Source organism: Ruegeria hyattellae, assembly GCF_041537925.1.
Taxonomy (GTDB): Bacteria; Pseudomonadota; Alphaproteobacteria; order Rhodobacterales; family Rhodobacteraceae; genus Ruegeria_C.
On the sequence record NZ_JBGOSH010000011.1, the window covers coordinates 18,860 to 37,709 of the forward strand.

The 18,850-nt window shown below is 60.5% G+C and carries 21 protein-coding genes; 5 read left to right on the forward strand and 16 right to left on the reverse strand.

What is annotated here, in order from left to right; genetic code table 11:
* Window positions 1-68 precede the first annotated feature (68 nt).
* A complete protein-coding gene (locus tag AB1E33_RS21295; protein ID WP_372579262.1) occupies window positions 69-950 on the forward strand; it encodes a LysR substrate-binding domain-containing protein in 882 nt (293 codons plus the stop codon).
* A 115-nt stretch (window positions 951-1,065) separates the two neighbouring features.
* On the opposite strand, the gene AB1E33_RS21300 is transcribed toward AB1E33_RS21295, so the two are convergent.
* From AB1E33_RS21300 to rbfA, 6 genes are all read right to left on the reverse strand, one after another.
* A complete protein-coding gene (locus AB1E33_RS21300) occupies window positions 1,066-2,271 on the reverse strand; it encodes a winged helix-turn-helix domain-containing protein (protein WP_372579423.1) in 1,206 nt (401 codons plus the stop codon).
* Window positions 2,272-2,275: 4 nt separating this feature from the next.
* Window positions 2,276-3,301: a LacI family DNA-binding transcriptional regulator gene (locus AB1E33_RS21305; protein WP_372579263.1), complete on the reverse strand. Its 1,026-nt coding sequence runs from the start codon at window positions 3,299-3,301 to the stop codon at window positions 2,276-2,278.
* 117 nt (window positions 3,302-3,418) lie between these two features.
* A complete protein-coding gene (locus AB1E33_RS21310) occupies window positions 3,419-3,628 on the reverse strand; it encodes a hypothetical protein (RefSeq protein WP_372579264.1) in 210 nt (69 codons plus the stop codon).
* A 125-nt stretch (window positions 3,629-3,753) separates the two neighbouring features.
* Complete coding sequence (gene truB, locus AB1E33_RS21315) at window positions 3,754-4,671, reverse strand: tRNA pseudouridine(55) synthase TruB (protein ID WP_372579265.1); 918 nt, start codon at window positions 4,669-4,671, stop codon at window positions 3,754-3,756.
* A 64-nt stretch (window positions 4,672-4,735) separates the two neighbouring features.
* Entirely contained in the window at window positions 4,736-5,443 is a 708-nt protein-coding gene (locus tag AB1E33_RS21320; RefSeq protein WP_372579424.1) for a phosphodiester glycosidase family protein, read from the reverse strand.
* Between the two features lie 23 nt (window positions 5,444-5,466).
* Complete coding sequence (gene rbfA / locus AB1E33_RS21325; protein ID WP_372579266.1) at window positions 5,467-5,862, reverse strand: 30S ribosome-binding factor RbfA; 396 nt, start codon at window positions 5,860-5,862, stop codon at window positions 5,467-5,469.
* A gap of 91 nt (window positions 5,863-5,953) precedes the next feature.
* Between rbfA and dapB the strand changes: the two genes are divergently transcribed.
* Both dapB and AB1E33_RS21335 read left to right on the forward strand, forming a co-directional pair.
* On the forward strand, window positions 5,954-6,763 hold the full coding sequence (gene dapB / locus AB1E33_RS21330; RefSeq protein ID WP_372579267.1) for a 4-hydroxy-tetrahydrodipicolinate reductase: 810 nt from the start codon (window positions 5,954-5,956) through the stop codon (window positions 6,761-6,763).
* Between the two features lie 149 nt (window positions 6,764-6,912).
* Entirely contained in the window at window positions 6,913-7,413 is a 501-nt protein-coding gene (locus AB1E33_RS21335) for a hypothetical protein (protein WP_372579268.1), read from the forward strand.
* 13 nt (window positions 7,414-7,426) lie between these two features.
* On the opposite strand, the gene AB1E33_RS21340 is transcribed toward AB1E33_RS21335, so the two are convergent.
* The 5 genes from AB1E33_RS21340 to tmpA all read right to left on the reverse strand — a co-directional run bounded on the left by AB1E33_RS21340 (window position 7,427) and on the right by tmpA (window position 11,874).
* Complete coding sequence (locus AB1E33_RS21340) at window positions 7,427-8,500, reverse strand: agmatine deiminase family protein (protein WP_372579425.1); 1,074 nt, start codon at window positions 8,498-8,500, stop codon at window positions 7,427-7,429.
* A gap of 7 nt (window positions 8,501-8,507) precedes the next feature.
* On the reverse strand, window positions 8,508-9,374 hold the full coding sequence (locus AB1E33_RS21345; protein WP_372579269.1) for a hypothetical protein: 867 nt from the start codon (window positions 9,372-9,374) through the stop codon (window positions 8,508-8,510).
* Window positions 9,375-9,488: 114 nt separating this feature from the next.
* Window positions 9,489-10,157, reverse strand: coding sequence for an ureidoglycolate lyase (locus AB1E33_RS21350; RefSeq protein WP_372579270.1), 669 nt, complete (start codon window positions 10,155-10,157; stop codon window positions 9,489-9,491).
* Window positions 10,154-10,741 (reverse strand): (R)-1-hydroxy-2-trimethylaminoethylphosphonate oxygenase, encoded by a 588-nt coding sequence (gene tmpB / locus AB1E33_RS21355; RefSeq protein ID WP_372579271.1) that lies wholly within the window; start codon window positions 10,739-10,741, stop codon window positions 10,154-10,156. The genes AB1E33_RS21350 and tmpB overlap by 4 nt, the downstream gene beginning before the upstream one ends.
* Entirely contained in the window at window positions 10,738-11,874 is a 1,137-nt protein-coding gene (gene tmpA, locus AB1E33_RS21360) for a 2-trimethylaminoethylphosphonate dioxygenase (protein WP_372579272.1), read from the reverse strand. Before tmpA ends, tmpB begins: the two co-directional genes overlap by 4 nt.
* Before the next feature lie 101 nt (window positions 11,875-11,975).
* Here tmpA and AB1E33_RS21365 point away from each other — a divergent pair, with 101 nt between their 5' ends.
* Both AB1E33_RS21365 and AB1E33_RS21370 read left to right on the forward strand, forming a co-directional pair.
* Window positions 11,976-12,842 (forward strand): LysR family transcriptional regulator, encoded by an 867-nt coding sequence (locus AB1E33_RS21365; RefSeq protein ID WP_372579273.1) that lies wholly within the window; start codon window positions 11,976-11,978, stop codon window positions 12,840-12,842.
* Window positions 12,843-12,900: 58 nt separating this feature from the next.
* On the forward strand, window positions 12,901-13,260 hold the full coding sequence (locus tag AB1E33_RS21370) for a dihydrodipicolinate reductase (protein ID WP_372579274.1): 360 nt from the start codon (window positions 12,901-12,903) through the stop codon (window positions 13,258-13,260).
* Here the strand turns inward: AB1E33_RS21370 and AB1E33_RS21375 are convergent.
* The 5 genes from AB1E33_RS21375 to AB1E33_RS21395 form a co-directional block, all read right to left on the reverse strand.
* The gene (locus tag AB1E33_RS21375; RefSeq protein ID WP_372579275.1) at window positions 13,257-14,570 is read right to left on the reverse strand and encodes a benzoate/H(+) symporter BenE family transporter; all 1,314 of its coding nucleotides are present in this window, start codon (window positions 14,568-14,570) and stop codon (window positions 13,257-13,259) included. The genes AB1E33_RS21370 and AB1E33_RS21375 overlap by 4 nt on opposite strands.
* 228 nt (window positions 14,571-14,798) lie before the next feature.
* Complete coding sequence (locus AB1E33_RS21380; RefSeq protein WP_372579276.1) at window positions 14,799-15,539, reverse strand: ATP-binding cassette domain-containing protein; 741 nt, start codon at window positions 15,537-15,539, stop codon at window positions 14,799-14,801.
* Complete coding sequence (locus tag AB1E33_RS21385) at window positions 15,536-16,747, reverse strand: alanine racemase (protein ID WP_372579277.1); 1,212 nt, start codon at window positions 16,745-16,747, stop codon at window positions 15,536-15,538. The genes AB1E33_RS21380 and AB1E33_RS21385 overlap by 4 nt, the downstream gene beginning before the upstream one ends.
* A gap of 16 nt (window positions 16,748-16,763) precedes the next feature.
* A complete protein-coding gene (locus AB1E33_RS21390; RefSeq protein ID WP_372579278.1) occupies window positions 16,764-17,717 on the reverse strand; it encodes an ABC transporter permease in 954 nt (317 codons plus the stop codon).
* 57 nt (window positions 17,718-17,774) lie between these two features.
* Entirely contained in the window at window positions 17,775-18,827 is a 1,053-nt protein-coding gene (locus AB1E33_RS21395; protein ID WP_372579279.1) for a substrate-binding domain-containing protein, read from the reverse strand.
* Window positions 18,828-18,850 lie beyond the last annotated feature (23 nt).

Consider the following 18,850-nt stretch of genomic DNA (forward strand, 5'->3'; position numbering starts at 1 on the left):
AATCAGTGTGGGTTGGAATTATATATTTAACAAATTGATTGTTTAGATAGTTTATATATACTCAGTATATGTTAAAGCTCGCTCTGAGGTCCTTCCACGCGGTTGCGCGACACGGGGGCTTCTCCCGCGCGGCCAAGGCGCTGAACATAAGCCAACCTACACTTTCGACCCAGGTGAAGGCACTGGAAGAACGATATGGTGTCGACCTATTCAGGCGCGTTGGGCGCAGGGTGGATCTGACCGTACCGGGAAGCGAACTCTTTGAGATCACGTCGCGACTGGACCAGGCAGAGCAGGACGCGGAAAACTTGTTGGATTCCTTCCGCGGCCTTAACGCAGGCAAACTCAATATCGCGGCGGTCGGCCCGTTTCATGCCACCGACATGATCGTCGCTTACAAACGAAAGTACCCGTCGATCGATATCGAGGTGCGCTTTGGCAATTCATCCCGCTGTTTCGACCGGATTCTGTCCTTCGAAGCCGACATCGGCATCATCGCCGAGGTTCCTTCGGACCCGCGGGTCAAGACGCTGCCCTATAGCGTTCATGACGTAGTGATATTCGTAAATTCGGAGCATCCGTTTTTCGACCGGGCCAGCATCTCGTTGGCGGAACTTAACGGCCAGAAGGTCATTCGGCGCGAAGCAGGGTCAACCACGCGCATGGCTATCGAAAGTGCGCTTGAGCGGCATAATGTGGCGGTCGAAACGGTTGTGGAACTTGGCAGCCGCGAAGCGATCTGGAAGGCTGTTGAACAGGGGTTGGGCCTCGGGTTTGTGGCCGATTTCGAGTTTGTAGCGCACCCCAACCTGCGCGCCGTCAAAATCTCTGACATGAGAGTTCAGACAAAATACTATCTGGCGTTTCTGGCCGAGCGCAGGCAGTCGCGCTTGATCGACTCGTTTTGTGAGATCGCGGTTGCCGGGATAGAGCATGAGCAGACACAATGAGAACGCACCAAATACCGGCACCGAATAAGGGCCGATTGACATCTTAACAGACCTGTTGTTACTGCAGCGGCCCCAAATTCGCGCACTTTGACAACGGTCAACATCGGATCACCGCCTAATTCTCTCGCAACCAGCCGTCCTGAAATCCTACCTGCTCCAGCCCTGCAAAACGGCGCACGCGGTTCAGTTCGGCCTCAAGCTTGCGCATCCGGTCCCTCGTCCAGCGGATACCGTTTTCTGGCCAAAGAGCGCGCACCTCAAGTTTGCCGCGTTCGCGCGCCGCTTTCATGTCGATCCGCCCCACCAGCCGGTCTCCTTCCAGCAGTGGGAAGACGTAATAGCCATATTTGCGATTTGCGGCGGGGACAAAGACCTCGATCCGGTAGTGGAACCCGAAAAGCCGCTCGGCCCGTTTGCGGTCGCGCAGGGCGGGGTCGAAGGGGGACAGAACGCGCAGTCGCCCCGGCAAGGTGCCTGGTGCCTCGATGCCCGTGCCGGGCCGCGCAAAGACACGCCGCAGCGCACCGTCCGCGCCCTCGACCTCGACCGTCTCGATTTCTCCGGCGTGCACCGCCTGGGCGCACCAGGCTTTTGCTTCTGCCGGTGTCGCGATATCCCAGAATGCGGCCAACTCGCCCGATGTTGCAAAGCCCAGCCGGTCCAGTGCGGCATTGCACAGCCAGTCAACGGTGGCGGCCTCGTCGCACTCCATCGCGCCAGGGCAGAGATGCGCTTCGATCACCCGCTCGGTCAGGTCATAGCGTTTCCGGAACCCATCACGCCCGGTCACCGTCAGAACGCCTGACCGCCAGAGGTACTCCAGAGCGGTCTTGGACGGATGCCAGTCCCACCAGCCGCCCGAACCCTTGCGCTCATCCGTTCCCACATCCGAAGAACAGGCTGGGCCGTTGTCGCGGATGTGGGTCAGAACCTCTTGGAATTGCTGCTCATAGCCTGCGCGCCGGGCGGCTTTCCAGCGGGATTTCAACGCTTCGGCATCGCGGCGAAATTTCAGGTGCCAGTGCGGGTAGAATTCCATCGGAATGACCGCCGCGTCGTGGGTCCAGTGTTCGAATAATTGCCGGTCGCGTTCGTAAAGCCGTTTCAGATGGGCAGGTCGAAAGGCCGGACGGCGTGAATAGAGGATCATGTCATGGGCGCGGGCGACCGTGTTGATGCTGTCCACCTGTACAAAACCCAAGCGTTGGATCAGAGCACTCAGGTCCTCGCCATTGCCGGAGCCCGCAGGCGTCTCGGCCAAGCCATGTCGGTCCAGAAATACATGCCGCGCGGTGCGGTTGTCCAATTGGCGCAACGCCAACGCTTCAGCGCCGCTTGAGCGTGTCGCCATAACTGATCTTAGGGGTCAGCGTGATCCGCGACTCCATCTCCCGTTCGGGGTCCTCCAATCGTGCCGAGATGATCTGCGCTGCCGCGCGACCAATCTCCAACCGACAAGCATCCATGGTGGCCAACTGTCGCGGCAGGCCCTGCAACAACTCGACATCGTTGAACCCGGCTAGACCGATCTGTCCCGGAATATCGACACCATGTTCCAGCAGGTAGAGCAATCCACCCGCGCCGATCATGTCGTTAGAGTAATACAGAAAATCGAGCTCGGGCGAGCGTTCCAACATAGTCTGCGTCATCTCGCGCCCCTTGGCCAGTGCCGAGCCGCCGGAATAGAAATCGCGATCCTCGATCTCGATTCCGCTCTTGGCCAGAACTTCGGTGAACCCCTCGAAGCGCTTCCGCGCCCGGTGATCCAGCGGCATCTTGGTGCCCATGAACCCGATATGTTCATAACCCGCCTTCAGGATCGCCTTGGCCATCTCGCGCCCGGCACGGCGGTGCGAAATGCCGACCATCGCGTCCACTGGCTTGCCGTCGGTATCCATGATCTCGACCACGGGAATACCCGCCGCGTCCAGCATCGCGCGCGCCGCTTCGGTATGTTCCAGCCCCGCGATGATCACCCCCGAAGGCCGCCACGAGAGCATCTCGTATAAAACCTTCTCCTCTTTCTCGGGGAGGTAGTCGGTGACGCCCACGACGGGTTGCAGCTCGGTATCTTCCAGCACCTGATTGATGCCGGTCAGAACTTCGGGGAACACCATATTCGACAGCGACGGGATGATGACCGCCACTAGATTGACCCGGCTAGACGCCAATGCACCTGCGATCTTGTTGGGGACATAGCCCAGTTCCTTGGCTGCCGCCAATACCCGGGCACGAGTGGCGTCCGATACGTCGCCGCGATTGCGCAAGACGCGGCTGACGGTCATTTCGGATACGCCGGATGCCTCGGATACATCGCGGAGAGTGAGGGGGCGGGCGGTATCTGCGGCCAAGGTGTAATCCTGTGCTTGCTTGTTCGGGGCGATGCTAGCGCGAACAGAACGGCCTGTTCAACCACCGCGCCACGCTATTGCGAAGCCGTGGCATAAAAATCCGCCATCAGATCGTCGCTATTCCTGAAGGCTGAGCCCGTCCAGCTTGATCTTGCCGGAGGCGCAATTGGGGATGAGGGTTTTGGCCCCGAGGGTCCGCCCTGCGATCTGGCGGGTCGCGTCAATGTCGAAGAAACCGTGGCCGGTGACAGCAACATCCTCGTTGATGGAGAGGTCGCGCTGGTCGCTCAGGGCAACACCGGGCTGCAAATCGGGCTGGGCAAACAATACGAGGAAGACCTGACTGATCTGCCAGGCGTTCCGATCAACCCGGCGGATGTGGCTGTGAGAGTTCAGATCTTTTTAACTACAGCGATTTCTGAACACCAGCGGCCTAGGTCGCTGGAGGCGGGTCACCCGGTCTCGGGCCGCACAAAGACGCGCGAGGGATGCAACTCGCCCGACCGGTAGAGACCCACGGCCACAGCCTGACCGTTGAGTGAGGCCCATGCCTCGTCGCCATAGTCCACGTCCGAGGCCAGAACCATGCCGGGATTGCCATTGCGCAGGCGGCTGGCCCCCTCGGGCGTGCATTTCAGTTCGGGTAGCTCGGCCAGCCCTTCTTCGAGAGGGCGCAGATAAGCGTCCAGATCGGGGCTGTGGGCCATCTGCTCGATCTGTTGGATGCTCAACCCGTCTTCGGCGTCGAACGGTCCTGACCAGATGCGGCGCAGCGATCTGACATGGCCGTGGCAGCCCAGCGCCTGACCCAGATCGCGGGCGATGGAGCGGACATAGCCGCCCTTGCCGCAGGTCATCTCAAGCACCACGTGATCGGCGTCGGGGCGGTCGGCGAGCACCAGTTCCTCAACCCAGAGCGGGCGCGCGGCAAGTTCGACATCCTCGCCATCGCGGGCCAGCTTATAGGCGCGCTGACCGTCGATCTTGACCGCCGAGAATTTTGGCGGGACCTGCATGATCTCGCCGAGCAAGGGCTGCAGCGCCTCTTTGATCTGGGCGTCGTTGGGGCGCGCGTCGCTTTGTGCGATCACCTCGCCTTCGGCGTCGTCGGTATTAGTGGCCTGACCCAGTCGCACGGTGAACACATAAGCCTTCAGCGCGTCTGTGATGTAGGGCACTGTCTTGGTTGCCTCGCCCAGGGCCACGGCCAGCACGCCGGTCGCCTCAGGGTCCAGGGTGCCGGCATGGCCCGCCTTGCGCGCCTGCAACGCCCAGCGAACCTTGTTGACCACCGATGTCGAGGTTATGCCAGCGGGCTTGTCCACCACCAGCCAGCCGGAAATATCGCGCCCTTTGCGTTTGCGTGCCATGTCGTCTCTCGGGAATTGTCTAAGGCGCGCGGCCTAGCTGATCGCCCGCGCGCTGTCAAATGCGCTACTCGGCGTCCACCACCACGCCCACGATGGGACCCAGCGAGAACCCGGCATCCGACCGCCCAATCTGCGGCGCGTAAAGCCGCGAGATATTGCCGTCGAAATAGAGCGCATTGGGCGTGCTCAACACATCGCGGAATAGGCTGCCGAACTGGTGGAACGTGACCGCTTCGCGCGAGATCGCAAAGACCACACGCTTTCCGTCTTCGCTCGTGCCGACCCCGTTGCGGATATAGCGCGAGGTGGAATCGGGCAGGAAGCGCGGATGCAAATCGCCATCGATCACCAGCATCGGGCCGGATTGCGTTGCATCGCGGCAGAGCGGTTGCTGGTCCTGATAGCTGATCGTCTCGAACACGTCGGCACGACCCTCTCGGATGCAAAAAACACCATTGGGCAGCAGGCCGAAATTGCCGGGGCCTGCGTTCGGGATCACCCGCATTTCTTCTTGACCGTTTTCGACGTAGTGGCCAACCGGCGAGCGGTCGTCGTGATACATCCCGGCATTCATCGCAAAGGCCAGTTGCTTACCCTGATCGGCTAGCGCGGCATCGACGGTCTGGAAATGACCCAGTATTTCACCCGCCTCATCGCGCAGGAACAGGCGCAGATCCTCTGACCCGGCATCGGCCTCGCAGATTGTGAAACGGTTGCCCTCATGCTCGATATCCGAACAGGTCAACGCCGTGGCCGGGGCGGCCAGCAGCATCAGCAGAGCGGCAGACAGGCGTTTCACTCGTCCAGGTCCCGGCGCACTTCGTCTTGATTGAACAGACGACGGGATTCGTCCATCTGGTCAAAGGTTTCGTCCAGACGGAAGCGCAGATCGGGGGCGAATTTCAGCCCCACCCTCTTGCCGATCACGCGGCGAAGCTCGCCCTTGTTGCGCGCCAGCAGTTTCAGCACGTCCTCCTGCCCTTTGCCGCCCAAAGGCAGCACGAAGGCAGTGGCGATCTTGAGGTCGGGCGAGGTGCGCACCTCGCCCACTGTGATCGACATGCGGTTCAGATCGGGATCATGCACGTCGCCGCGGGCCAGCACCTCGGAAAGTGTACGGCGGATCAACTCGCCGACGCGAAGCTGACGCTGGGAGGGACCGGGGCCATCGTGGAATTTATTCTTTGCCATACTCTTCGATCTAAGCCGAACGAGAGGCTTTGCCAAGCGCTGCCCGAACGGGTAGGAGGCTTAAAGCCGATCTGACGCGAGGATAAGTGACATGACCCATATTCCCGGCATCGCCATCACCGGAGCATCGGGCCGCATGGGCCAGATGCTGATCCGTACTGTGACAGACAGCGACAAGGCGCGGCTGGTGGGTGCGGTCGAGCGCAAGGGTCATGACTGGATCGGGCGCGACGTGGGCGAGGCCTTGGGCGGTGCCGCTTTGGGCGTGACCGTCACCGACGACCCGCTGGGGGCGTTTGCGCCCGCGCAGGCGGTCATCGACTTCACCGCCCCCGTTGCGACGCTGGAATTTGCCGCTTTGGCGGCACAAGCCCGAGCAGTGCATGTGATCGGCACTACCGGTATGAGCGACGAAGAAATCGCCGCGCTGGAGCCTGCCGCGCGCCATGCGGTGATCGTGCGGGCGGGTAACATGAGTCTGGGCGTGAACCTGCTGACGCAGTTAACCAAAAAGGTCGCCGCCGCGTTGGACGAGGATTTCGATATCGAAGTGATCGAGGCGCATCACCACCATAAGGTCGACGCGCCTTCGGGCACCGCGCTGATGCTGGGCGAGGCCGCTGCCGAGGGGCGCGGGGTGGCGCTGGCTGATGTTTCGGATCGGGGTCGTGACGGCATCACCGGCGCCCGCAAACGCGGCGATATCGGCTTCACCGCGATCCGGGGCGGCGACATCGTGGGCGAGCATGACGTGCTTTTTGCCGCCGCTGGCGAACGTATCACCCTGCGCCATGTCGCCACCGACCGGGCGATTTTCGCCCGCGGCGCGCTGAAAGCCGCGCTTTGGGGGCAGGGCAAGCAGCCGGGGCAATATGACATGGTGGATGTGCTGGGACTGTAGATGCCGAGCGGATGCAGTGACCGCTGTCCTATGGGGACGCAAGTTCGGTCAATGCCGACCTGAGCAAAGGAGAAGGGCGCGAGCTGGCGCTGATCTGTCTGGGACTCAGATATACATGCGACCGGCTGCTTTTACGGTGCTTTGTGGAGGTGTTCGAGAGGCGCGGCTGCGATGTGCTGCGGCTCCGGTTCCGCTATGCCGCCGATCACTGGTTTCTAGATGCCGAGGACGAAGCGCAATTTGCCGAGATCTTCTCGGACGGGCAGGATATTTTTGACCAAGCCCTGACATTGGAAGAGGAGCGGTGGGTCTGGCTGATCGGCAAATCGCTTGGAACCCTGCCGATGGCAGGTGCCCTTGCGGCGCAGGTGCAGGCCGTGCCGGATGTCCGGGGCGTTTGGTTGACCCCCGGCCTGCTCAAGACACCCCTGCCGGAGAGGCTGTCAAAGCTGAGCCTGCCGTCGATCCTGGTGCTTGGCACAGAGGGCCCGTGCAATCTGCCCGAGCTACCTACCCCCTACGCGGCTCGTCCCGACTTCGCCTTGTACCTGGTGCAGGGCGTGGATCACAGGTTTCGGCATGTCGATTGGGCGAAGGCCATCGCAGAGGCGGCAGGTCTAAATGAGGACTGGGTCGCATCATCAGCGTGAGCCGCCGCTGCATTCAGGTAGCTGGCAATTGCTGCGTGGCGCAATGGATGCCGCCGCCGACCTCGCCCAGCGCATCGATGTTCAGGGTGATGACGTCACGGTCGGGATAGTGCCTCTGCAAAGCGTCCCGAGCGATCCTGTCAACCTTCCGGTCGCCAAACTGGGCGGCGATCACCGCACCGTTGCAGACATAATAATTGGCATAAGAGGCCACGAAATCGAGGCTGCTGACTCGGCGGGTTTCAGGCTCTGGGATCACCTCAATCTCTAGCCCCTCGGCGGCTAGCCGGTCATGGGTGTCCAGTGCGGCTATGTGGAAAGGGTCCTGCAGATCGGGATCATCTGGCAGGTTGATCAGTACGCGACCGGGGCCAGTGAACCGAGCGAGGCTGTCGATATGGTAATCGGTGATATCCTCGTCCCGCACACCTACAGACCAGATCATCCGCTCGGCACCATAGGCCCGTAGCAGGCGGTCCTCGATCTGGTCGCGGCTGAGGCCGGGGTTGCGGTTGTCGTTCACCCACGAGCTTTCATGCGCCATCAACAGGCCATGCCCGTCCTGCTCGACCCCGCCCGCCTCGCCGGTGAGCCCGCTGGGGATCAGGTCAAAATCGAGGCGTCGGGCGATCTCGGCGGCGATCCGGCCGTCACGTTTGTGAATTTGACGATTGCCCCAGCCATTGAACTGGATATGGCTGACCAGGCGTTGCCCCGAGGACCTTGTGGCGAACAGCGGTCCGGAATCGCGGCACCAGAGGTCCTCGGTCGGAATGTCCCAGAGCGTGACCCTGTTCGACAGCTGTTGCCGCGCTCGGGTCTGATCCGGGGCAGCGGCCAGCAGGATCACCGGTTCGAATTGCGCGATCGTATTGGCGATGTCGGCGATGGTGGATTGCAGCATCTCCAGAAACACCCGGTCGGGATGAACCCGGGTGCTGACGGGCCATTGCATGATGGTCGCCTCATGCGGAGCCTCTTCCGGCGGCACGGTAAAGGTGGCATCGGATGCCGCCATGGCAGACCCTCCAAGCAGATACGCTGCGCCGAACCCGGCAGTGGCGGCCAGAACGTTGCGCCGATTTATTCCGCCATCATTCAAAGGCTCGGAGGCCGTCGGGTGGGGTCTGGCCCGCTGATGCCGCCTCGACCTTTGCAAAGAGAGCGCCCAGCCGTTCGTCCCAACTGGGGTATTGTCCGGTCACCGCCAGAGTCAGCCGTTCCGCACCGATCGACAGGCCCGGCGGGGCGCTGTCGCCCGCGATGACGATTTCGCCGATCTCGGTCCAGTTGGCTGGCGGGGGATAGACGGCTGGGGCGGGGTCGCCCGCCACGACCAGCCGGTAATAGATTCCCATGGTGACAAAGAAATCCTCGCCTGTCGGATCGGGAAAGAAATAGCCCGATCCATCGCGCGCTTCGAAGGCTTCTTCGGCGTTGCGCAGGATCACCTTTTCCGAGAAGGGCAACCCGATCTCATCCAGAACCGGGCGCATCTCTTCGGATTGCGGGACGCTGACAAGGGCTAGCCGCGCGGGGTCGAGCTCGAACTCCTGCGTGAGAAGGCGCAGCATCAACCGGGTCACGGCGGCACGGTCCATATCTGCGGGCGGGTGGCAACCCACCTCGTGAAAGAGCGGCAAAACATCGGAGCGCGCGCGCTCGCCGACATCTGCGACCCGCGCGAGCGGTTGCACGACGAAAGCCCCTTGGGGCAGCATCGACTGATCGAAATCGTGTCGTAGCCCGCCATTGTATGTTGCATCACCGGTTGCGATAGGCAGGGCGGGGGCTTCTTTGTAACCCAGGCTGCCATAGGCGGCGCGCAGCCGTTCCAGCACCGTGTCATATTGTGCCTCAAAGGCGGCATTTTGGGTCGCGGCAAGCGCAACCGAAGGCAGCATCGTGCCCACGGTCAGGGCGGATCCCAATTTGATCACGTCGCGTCGGTCCAATGTCATGATCCGCTTTCCCCTTCGCGCAGGCCTGTGGTCACGGACAATATAGGACCGATTTTCGTGTCTGTCTCAACCCGGCATGAAGACTGTCTTGAAGTTTCTTCATGCCGCCAAGGGTCAGAGCGTTTTGATCCTGTCTTCGCGCAGGGGGCAGGCGAGGTAGACGCCGAATTCCTTCCCGATGTCGGCGCTGACACGGGCATGGACGCGGCCCTGCCGGTCGAGAAAGCGCTGGCTGTCTTCGACCGGAAATATCCCCTCGTGCCAGATGCCGGGATGGATATAGAGCCCGCGCGTCCCGTCGCACCAGAAGGCCACGACCTTGTCGGGGGTCAGGTTGTCGCCGGGCAAGGCGGCAGGAATGATGAAGGGTTTACGGTCGAGCGGATAGAACAGCTGCCCGCCATCTGGGTGGTAGTTCATGTGCCACAGCAGCACCTGATCGCGGGGCGCGGTCTGCGCCTCTCCGCTGGCCTGCTGCGGATCGGTGGACCAGCCCAGCACGTAGTGCCCGTTGACGGCCTCGTTCTCGCCATAAAGAACATCGCCCTTCCAGTCGCCCTTGAACGTGCCCTCGACCCAGCCGCCTTCGTCGCCGGTACCCTTGTCGATGGGCCGCCAGCCCTGTTGCGGCCAGCGGGTGATCTCGATTTCGAATCCGTCGTGGTCGTCGACCAGGCAGCCATATCCCTTGACACTGTCATCCGTGGCGCGGATCAGCGGCACCTCGTGCCAGGGCAGCGAGGGTTTGGTGCTGGCCTCGAAGATATATTCCGGAGCGTTCATGTGACCCTCATATGCTGATCGACGATACGTTGCACCATCGGGGCGAAGTGGTGGAAATCGGGGGTTTCCATATCGTCGCGCTTGCCCGCCTCGTCCAGATAGCGCACCTGGATGATCTTTTCGAGGTTGGGGTTCTGTTCGAATTCGGCCACTTCCTCGGCACTCATCGGCCCGCCCTGTAGGTTCAGTGAGTGGATCGAGGCCTCGGACAGCCGCTCGAAATATTCCGGTTTGGTGGCGCAGAGATAGCGCTTGGCCGCTACGTGGTAGAGCACGCAATCGGTGACCACGCTGGGAAAGAACGGGGCCAGGACCTCGGCACCCGCATCCTCGTGATAGCGGTCTTCAGTGTCGCCCATGCTGAAGGTGCCGAACTCGGACGTGAAATGGCCGATATCGTGCAGCAGGGTGGCAACAATGATGTCCTCAGGCAGGCCGTTCTGTTCGGCGATGGTTGCGCCTTGCAGCATGTGTTCGGCCATGGTGACGGGTTCACCCAGATATTCCTCGCCGCCGCGCCGGTCGAAGATGTCGGCCAGAAAGGCCACGATGGTGTCGCGGGTCAGGTCAGGTTTGCCGGTCATTCTGCGGCCTCCGGCTGGGCCATCTTGAGCGCGGCCAACGTTGACAACAACCCGTCGCGGTCGGCGTAGCAGCCTTGCAGCCAGCGCGATCCTGCGCCTGAATAGCCGGTGCGTGCGTGCAACACGCGGGTGTTGTCAACGATAAAGCTTTCGCCCGGTTCCAGTTTGAACGCCACGCCCATGGCGGGATCGTCGATGATGGCGGCGAATTGCCGGTAGGCTTGGTAATAGGCCTCCATCCGATCAAAGGGGATGTCCACGAAGGGCGCTGACGAGCGGTTGTTGAAGCGGACTGCGACCAGTTCGCCGTCGGGCGCAAGTTCGATCATCGGGCGGCGCGACCGCAGACAGACGCCGTCCGAGCCGCTATATTCGAAGCGGGCAGGGTGGCCTGCGAGCAGAGCGAAACCCTCGGGGTTGTCTGCGCGTAGACGTTGCGCGGCGCGAAACCCGTCCACCACGATCGAATCGCCGCCCTCGGCGGAGTTTTCCAGACAGTAGAGGATTTGCAAGCCCGGCACCGGATCGCGATAGGGGTTGTCAGTATGGGCCTGAAGCCCCAGCCCGGTATAGGCTAGGTTGGATGGGTTGACCTCGGTTCGGACCTCGAAATAACGGCCATAATTGGTCTCGCGTACATAGCCGAACAGGTCGGCGACACGCAGCAATGCCTCGGGCTCGACCGGGCCGCCGGTCAGCCGCGCAAAGCCGTATTCGGCCACCGCCGCCAGCCAGGCGTGTTTTGCGCGGGGCTCGGCATGGACCGCGCTCCAGTCGGCACCGGGAGGCGTCAGCGCGCTGCCCCAAGTGGTGATTCCGGGTGCGGTGCGGCCCGCCTCGCGAGGCCGATCGCGGTCATAGGCGTGATCGGCCAGCCAGCCAGCGGGAAAAATCACGGTTTTGCCTTCCGGCTGGAATGTGACCTCAAGGTCTCCGCCCACGATGCGCGTATCGCTGACACTGGTGTCGGCGGGAATGTCGCCGATGGTGATCAGCCGCTGCCCGTTGCCCGGCGCGCGGGTTTCGGGGTCAAGCGCGTTATCGCGCAGCCAGATGGAGTGAAAGCGGGTGGTGGCCCCGTCATGATCGGTGACGGTGACAACGGGGCCGGAGTGAGTGGCGGTGCGCAGCATGTGGGGCTCTCATAATGGCAATGCGGGAGTACTTGAGGGGATACAGGTGGCATGGCATTAAGACAATTAATCCTTATTCGATCTGAGGCCTGGAAAATCTAATGAGCAAACGCAAATTGGGATTGCCGCCGCTGGACTGGCTGCGGGTCTTCGAGGCCGCCGGGCGATTGGGCGGGTTTTCCGCCGCCGCGCGCGAGTTCGGGTTGACCCAGGCGGCGGTCAGCCAGCGGATCGGCAATCTCGAGGCGTGGCTTGGCCGGTCGTTGTTTATCCGCGAGGCACGCGGCGTGTCACTGACGGTGGAGGGCGAAAGCTATCTGCCTCTGGTGCAGGACAGCCTGCGCGCGCTGGAGCGCAATACAGAGAACCTGTTCGGCAAAAGCCCGACCGAGCTGCGTGTCGCTGGGCTCAACTCCCATCTGGGAGCGCTGGTGGTGTCGCGTCTGGCGGCGTTTCACGCAGCCCATCCGAAATTGCGGCTGGTGATCGACTCGCTGGACCGCTGGTCGGGATTCGACGAGGAAAAGACCTGGCTGCAACTGCGTTTCGGCAGCGGCGCCTGGCCCGCCCGCGCCGCGCGTCTGGTTGCGACCGAGGTTCTGACCCCGATGGCCGCGCCGGGCCTGTCATGGGGCGCGCCACTGATCGAGCTGCGCGGGCCACGACCGGGCTGGTCGGACTGGTCGGCAGAGACCGGCGAGACCATGACGGGCGGCGGCTGGCTCAGCGTCGATTCGATGGAACATGCGCTGGAGGCTGCGCGGTTGGGTATGGGCGTTGTGCTGGGTTCGGTTCCGCTGGCGCGCGAGTTGCTGCAGACCGGAGCGCTGCGCCGTCTTGACCTGCCGGACATGATCACCAGTGAGGGCTATTGGCTGACCTGGCCCGAGGACCGGCCCATCAGCAGCAAGCAGCGTCATCTGGTAGAGGCATTTTATCAGACCATCAGCATCCGGGGCAAAGAGTGATCCACCGGCGCGGTCCCTGCGTAAAAGGAGTATCTCTGCCACATCCCCCGGTGTTGTCATGTTGCTGCGATCTCTTTTCTCAATGTTGTTTTGCGCCATTGCGGTGCCCGCCTACGCCGATTTCGCCCAAGTCCGGAACGAGGCCCAGTTCAAGGCGATCGTGTCCGGCAAGATCCTGACACGGCCGCTGATAAAACTGCAGGTCTCGCCCGATGGAAAAATAAGCGGCACTGGTCTGCGCTGGGCGGTTGAGGGCAATTGGAACTGGCAGAATGGCTATTTCTGCCGCGACCTGTACTGGGGCGGCAGCGACTTGGGCTATAATTGTCAGGAAGTGCGCGTTCGCAACGGCAAGATCCGCTTTACCTCGGATCGGGGCAAGGGCGATTTCGCTGATTTCCGGCTGCGGTCTGATTAGGTTTCCCGTGCCATTCGGGTGTTGACCCACTGCACGATCCCACCCAGTACCAATCCCCAGACGGCGGCGCTCAGCCCGATGATGGTGACACCCGAGGCGGTGACCAGAAAGGTGATCGCAGCCGCTTGCCGATAAGACGTGTCCTTGAACGCAGCGAGCGCCGAAGTGGAAAAAACCGGCAGCAGGGCGACACCCGCCAGCGTGCCCAGCAGCAGCGGCGGTGCGAGGCCCGCAAACGCGGTGATGATCCCGGCGAACAGCCCGAAGAGGCAATAAAACAACCCTCCGAACACCGCCGAGAGATAGCGTTTCCCGGTGTCGGGATGCGAGTCGTCATTGGCGCACATGGCGGCCGTGATGGCGGCAAGGCAGGTCGCGGGAGCGCCAAACGGGGCCGAGATCAGGCTGGCCCCGCCCACCGACGAGATCAGCGGCGCGGGCGCGGGTTGATATCCAAAGCTACGGATGATGGCGAGGCCGGGGATGTTCTGTGTTGCCATGGTGACAATGAACAGCGGAAGGCCGATACCGATCAGCGACTGGATCGAGAAGACCGGGACAGCGAAGACTGGTGTGGGAATGACCGAAGAACCGTTCAGCGTGAAGTCGAAGCCCGGCTGAAACACTACAACCAACGCCGCAACTACCACGGCGCAAGGCACCGCGATCAGGCGGTTGATCTGGCCTGCGACGAACCAGGTGAGGATCACTGGCAGGGCAATCCAGGGGGCGTGACCCAAGGCACTGAAGGGCTGCAGGCAGATCGACAGCAGCACCGCCGACAGCATCGCCTGCGCCAGCGGCGCGGGAATGGCCGCGATCAACCGGCTCAATGGCCGCCAGAACCCGGCGATGGTGGTCAGCAGACCCGCGAAGAGAAACGCGCCCACTGCTTCGGCGAAGCCCGCCGCCGGAACCGTCGAGACCGCCAACAGCGCCACGCCCGGCGTGGACCATGCCACACTTACGGGAATCTTCGTGCGCAAGCTCAAGACTACACCCGCCAGTCCCATCGCGATGGCGGCGGCCATCAGACCCGAGGCAGCCTCGGCTTTCGACGCGCCCATGCCGTTCAGACCCTGCAATACGATGGGAAACGAGCTGAAAAACCCCACAACGGCGACAACAAGGCCGGTTGAAACGGTTTGCAAAGGGATGGCGCTGTGGCGCATGTGAGGCTCGTGCGGGAGTATGCGGGAAGGTGACGTTGTTGAAACTGGTTGCCGCCAGAGACTATGCCCATTTTTGCGGCGCAGCCAAGACCGGGAAAGCGATCTTGCGCCTCGTTGGTTAGGCAGTTGCGGATGCATTGCCTGACTGATGGTCTTTCAATCCTGACTTGTTCATTTTTTCCCACTCCATAGGTTCGCCATCAGGTTGCGGTCCAATTGAGGGGCGTTCTTTCCGTCAACATCACCGACTTGAAGCCGGTCCCCATTTTCAACAATGAGTAGGATGCGCAGGGCTCATCTTTGATCTGGCATTCAAGAACGGTGGGGATTTCTTCAATCTCGCGGTGCATCTGGGTTGTCGTTATGTCACGCTACTCCGGTAATCATCGAGACAATCTCGTTCTTGTCGGTATTGGCCGTTTCGCGAATGCCGATCTGTTTGCCCCGGCGCAGCACGCAGATACGATCCGACAGACGGAACACCTGATCGAGACTGTGACTGATGATCAGGATCGCGAGGTTTTTGGCCTTGAGACTGGCAATCAATTCTTCAACGCGCGCGGTTTCAGCGACACCCAGGGCAGCTGTCGGCTCATCTAAGAGGATCAGTTTGCTGGCCCAATGCGTTGCGCGCGCGATAGCCACCCCCTGGCGCTGCCCGCCGCTCAGATCGCAGATCGTGGAACTGGCCGACGGGATGCGCACATCCAGTTCGTCCACCAATGTCTGGGTTTCCTGCCGCATTCTGGATTTGTCTAAGATACCAAAAGGCTTTTTGGTCAACTCGCGCCCCAAAAACATGTTCATGAAGACCGGTTGCTGATCGGCTAGTGCCAAATCCTGATAAACCACTTCAATACCCTTGCTGCGTGCCGAGCTTGCATCTGCAAAGGCTGCAGTTTCCCCATCAAGCTGAATTGTGCCGGATGTCGGCGTATAGACACCAGAGACGATCTTGATCAGCGTTGATTTTCCAGCACCGTTATCACCCACAAGCGCGACGATCTCTCCGGCGCGCAGGTCAAGCGAGAAATCCTGAATTGCGACCACGCCGCCAAAGGCCTTATGGATATTCTGAAGGCTGAGAACCTGCCCGGATGTGGTCATGTCAAAGCTCTTTCTGGCCAGCCTGTTTGCTGCCCGAATATGTTTTCGATTGTCGTCACGTGGGGATCACCAATGCTGATGCCAGACACGCCCACGATATTGGCGCGTGTGACAAAGGCCTGCCCGCGAAATCCGAAGATCACCGTGTCACCGGTTTTCGGTTTCACCGGTCCTGTGGCATCGACCATGCCGTAATAATCAATCGCAGAGTAATCAGGGATTTCCACGCTGGCCATGGCGGAGGCCGCACTTGTGGGTTCAGCACTCACCAGTGCCTTGACGTCATATTTTGGAAAAACCGGATCGATATACAATCCGCCGCCAAAACAGAACGCGTTGCCGCCGTGATGATGCGATACCTCGCTCAGATACAGGACCGCCGGATCTTCTGGCAGGTCTTCGACGGCATGCAGCGGCGTGGTACCATGTAACGCATTGCCTGGCTCACATTGGGTTGCACCGGCATCGGCCAACGCTTGCAGGATTACGGATGAATTTGTTCCCGGTGCGTTGATCTCGATCCCAGCGCGCCCGGCTGCGGCCAAGACATCGGCCGCGCGCGACAAGGTGCTGAGGTTCTGTGTTGGCTTTACCTTGCGGCTGTCCAGATCGAATAAAAGCGCAGGGAATGTCGTGATCCCGGCGAAGGCTGCTCCGTCCAATGCATCGATCTGATCGGCGACATTCGCCACACTATCGGCAGCAAAGCCACCTTCATGACCTCGATAGAATGTATCGCCCGTCGTCTGAATGCGGGCCAGAATATTCTGAACGCGGCTAATTTTTGCTGCCGCATCTGCGGCCTCGCGGGCCTTTTGGTCGCTGAACACTGTCCAGTAGTCGGGCTGAAGCTGGGCCGCTGCAAATGCTGCGCTCCCCTGCGGCACCTGCACGAGATGTCCCAGATGCCCGGTTTTCAGACCCGCGCGATGGCAGGATATGGCACAATCCATATCAACAGCTACGGACCGGTCGATCCCGCCGCGCATGACGGCCTGACAGAACCCTGAATGCCGTCCCACCTGTTTGGTCATGGCAAAGGTTTTCAATCCCAATGATGCGGCCTGTTCAGAGAAGTGGCGCGCATTGCGCTCTACCGCATCAAGGTCCAGCACATAGGAATTCGGTGGCAGCGCGCCCGACTGGTGTAGCGCCATTGCAGCCTCGATGAAGCGAGGATTGCGACGCATCAATACTTCAAGAAACATGTGGTTTGGTCCTTTGTCAGCGTTTGGTGTCGCGCAGCGATATGGCAACGGCGAGCAGAATAATCAGGCCGCGCACTATCATTTGGTCTGATACTTTCAGGTTCATCAGGATCAGCCCGTTATTCAGCATGCCCATCAAAAGCGAGCCGACAAGCGCCCCCATAACCGACCCTTTACCGCCATTGAGGGCAGTACCGCCGACGATCACAGCGGCAATGACGGTCATCAGGTCACTTTCGCCCAGCGTGTATTTGGCCGCTTGCAGCCGTCCGGCATAAAGCAGTCCGGCAAGACCGGCGCAGGCCCCGCAGATGGTCAGAACGTAGAAGCGGACACGTGGCACCTTGATACCGGAAACTTGAGCAGCGCGTGCATTGTCACCAATGGCAACCACATGTGCACCGAATCTGGTGTGGCGATAAACCAGATGCCCTATCCCGACACCAATAGCGGTCCAGATCACAAGGGACGGTACAGAAAACAGCTTTCCCGACCCGAATATTCCAGTGAAGGTATCATTGACGACGGGGATGGACCGCAGATCGGTCATCGATCGTGCGATCCCGGCGAACAGCCCCATTGTAGCGAGAGTGACCAAAAAAGATGGCAGCTTGAGATAGGCAACCAGCACCCCGTTGAAGGCCCCGATCAGGATGCCCGCTCCAAGTCCGGCAATCACGCCAACCGGCATGGAATAATGCTGCATCGTCACTGCCGCCGACAGCGCGGCGACAGCGACAATTGATCCAAAGCTCAGATCAATCTCACCGGCTGAAAGGGCAAAGACCAAACCGACGGCCATGATCGTCGCAGGTGCTGTCTGCAAGATGATGTTGGTCAGATTGCGCTGTGTCAGGAACCCGTCATCATGCAATGTCAGCGCAAAGAAAAGGAAAATGGCCAGAAAGCCGATATAGACGATCCATTGTTGCAGATCGTGGCCGGCAAGCCGCTTAAGTACAACGTTCATAGTCAGACCTTGGAAGTGGAGAAGTGGCAGCTGTTTCCAGCTGCCACGATTGGTTGTTTATTGAAGAGAGTCTGGTGCGTCGGCGTTATAGGACCGTTTCCATCCTTCGTTGATGGAGCCGGCGTCGATAGATAGGGCATCGACCACCAGAAACGGATCAACCTCCCTGCCCAGAAGGCTCGCGGCAGCCGCCCGCGCTGCATACACACCGATGTTGTAAGTCTCATCCGCGATAATGCCTGCGATGTTGCCACCGTTTTGCATGTCCAGAGCGGCAGGTTCATTCAGATCGATTGTGACAACCTTGGTACGATCATTGTCTTGTTGGCGTAGCACCGAGATGACACCAAGCGCCGGTTCAGCCCAGGGTGTATAAATCCCATCAAGGTCAGGATTGCGAGACAGCATACCGCGCGCAATGTCTTCTGCATTGGCTGGATCTGCCATACCGGCTTCTGTGACGATCTCGATATCCGGGTAGGTGTTCTCGATGGTCCATTTGAATGCGTTGTCACGCTGGTTTGTTACGGGAAAATCAGCATCATGATACATATAGCCAACCTTGCCTGAACCACCCATTGCTTCTGCAAGTGCTACCGCTGCCTTGTTTCCGATCTGAAAAAGATCAGCAGAAACAACTGATACATAATCCTCACCATGCGTGAACCCATCAACAGCGTTGTCAATGAAGACAAGCTTGACACCAGCGTCGCGCGCGATGCCATAAACACCTGCAGCGGTTGGCGGATCAATCGGCAGTGAGACAATGATCGACGGATTGCGCGCCATCACTGTCTCAACATCGGATTTTTGGCGAGCTGTGTCGAAGCCAGCATCCGTTTCCGCAACCACTTCAATGCCAAGTCGGGCGAATTCGTCCCTTGCACCCTGCGCAACAGCGCTGGACCAAGCATAAAGCTCGTGCCAAACGAGAGCTGCCGTGTAACCGCCTTGCGAAACTTCCGTAATTTCCGCCTCGGTCAGTTTTAGTTCGGCAACAGGTGTCGGAGCCTCGCCATTTGGACCAACAGTAAGTGGTTGTTCTGCGAGCGTAGCGGTTCCAAGGCACATACAGGCTACCGCAGGCCAGAGAATTCTAGAGATATTCATTTCTGTTTCCTCCTGTCTTGTAT

Excerpts from the sequence above, each read along its gene's own strand:
- AB1E33_RS21395 (WP_372579279.1), bottom strand. The coding sequence starts at position 18,827 with ATGAATATCTCTAGAATTCTCTGGCCTGCGGTAGCCTGTATGTGCCTT.
- AB1E33_RS21390 (WP_372579278.1), bottom strand. The coding sequence starts at position 17,717 with ATGAACGTTGTACTTAAGCGGCTTGCCGGCCACGATCTGCAACAATGG.
- AB1E33_RS21295 (WP_372579262.1), top strand. The coding sequence starts at position 69 with ATGTTAAAGCTCGCTCTGAGGTCCTTCCACGCGGTTGCGCGACACGGG.
- truB (WP_372579265.1), bottom strand. The coding sequence starts at position 4,671 with ATGGCACGCAAACGCAAAGGGCGCGATATTTCCGGCTGGCTGGTGGTG.
- AB1E33_RS21385 (WP_372579277.1), bottom strand. The coding sequence starts at position 16,747 with ATGTTTCTTGAAGTATTGATGCGTCGCAATCCTCGCTTCATCGAGGCT.
- AB1E33_RS21320 (WP_372579424.1), bottom strand. The coding sequence starts at position 5,443 with ATGCTGCTGGCCGCCCCGGCCACGGCGTTGACCTGTTCGGATATCGAG.
- dapB (WP_372579267.1), top strand. The coding sequence starts at position 5,954 with ATGACCCATATTCCCGGCATCGCCATCACCGGAGCATCGGGCCGCATG.
- AB1E33_RS21365 (WP_372579273.1), top strand. The coding sequence starts at position 11,976 with ATGAGCAAACGCAAATTGGGATTGCCGCCGCTGGACTGGCTGCGGGTC.
- AB1E33_RS21380 (WP_372579276.1), bottom strand. The coding sequence starts at position 15,539 with ATGACCACATCCGGGCAGGTTCTCAGCCTTCAGAATATCCATAAGGCC.
- AB1E33_RS21370 (WP_372579274.1), top strand. The coding sequence starts at position 12,901 with ATGTTGCTGCGATCTCTTTTCTCAATGTTGTTTTGCGCCATTGCGGTG.
- tmpA (WP_372579272.1), bottom strand. The coding sequence starts at position 11,874 with ATGCTGCGCACCGCCACTCACTCCGGCCCCGTTGTCACCGTCACCGAT.
- AB1E33_RS21345 (WP_372579269.1), bottom strand. The coding sequence starts at position 9,374 with ATGACATTGGACCGACGCGACGTGATCAAATTGGGATCCGCCCTGACC.
- AB1E33_RS21375 (WP_372579275.1), bottom strand. The coding sequence starts at position 14,570 with ATGCATCCGCAACTGCCTAACCAACGAGGCGCAAGATCGCTTTCCCGG.
- tmpB (WP_372579271.1), bottom strand. The coding sequence starts at position 10,741 with ATGACCGGCAAACCTGACCTGACCCGCGACACCATCGTGGCCTTTCTG.
- rbfA (WP_372579266.1), bottom strand. The coding sequence starts at position 5,862 with ATGGCAAAGAATAAATTCCACGATGGCCCCGGTCCCTCCCAGCGTCAG.
- AB1E33_RS21350 (WP_372579270.1), bottom strand. The coding sequence starts at position 10,157 with ATGAACGCTCCGGAATATATCTTCGAGGCCAGCACCAAACCCTCGCTG.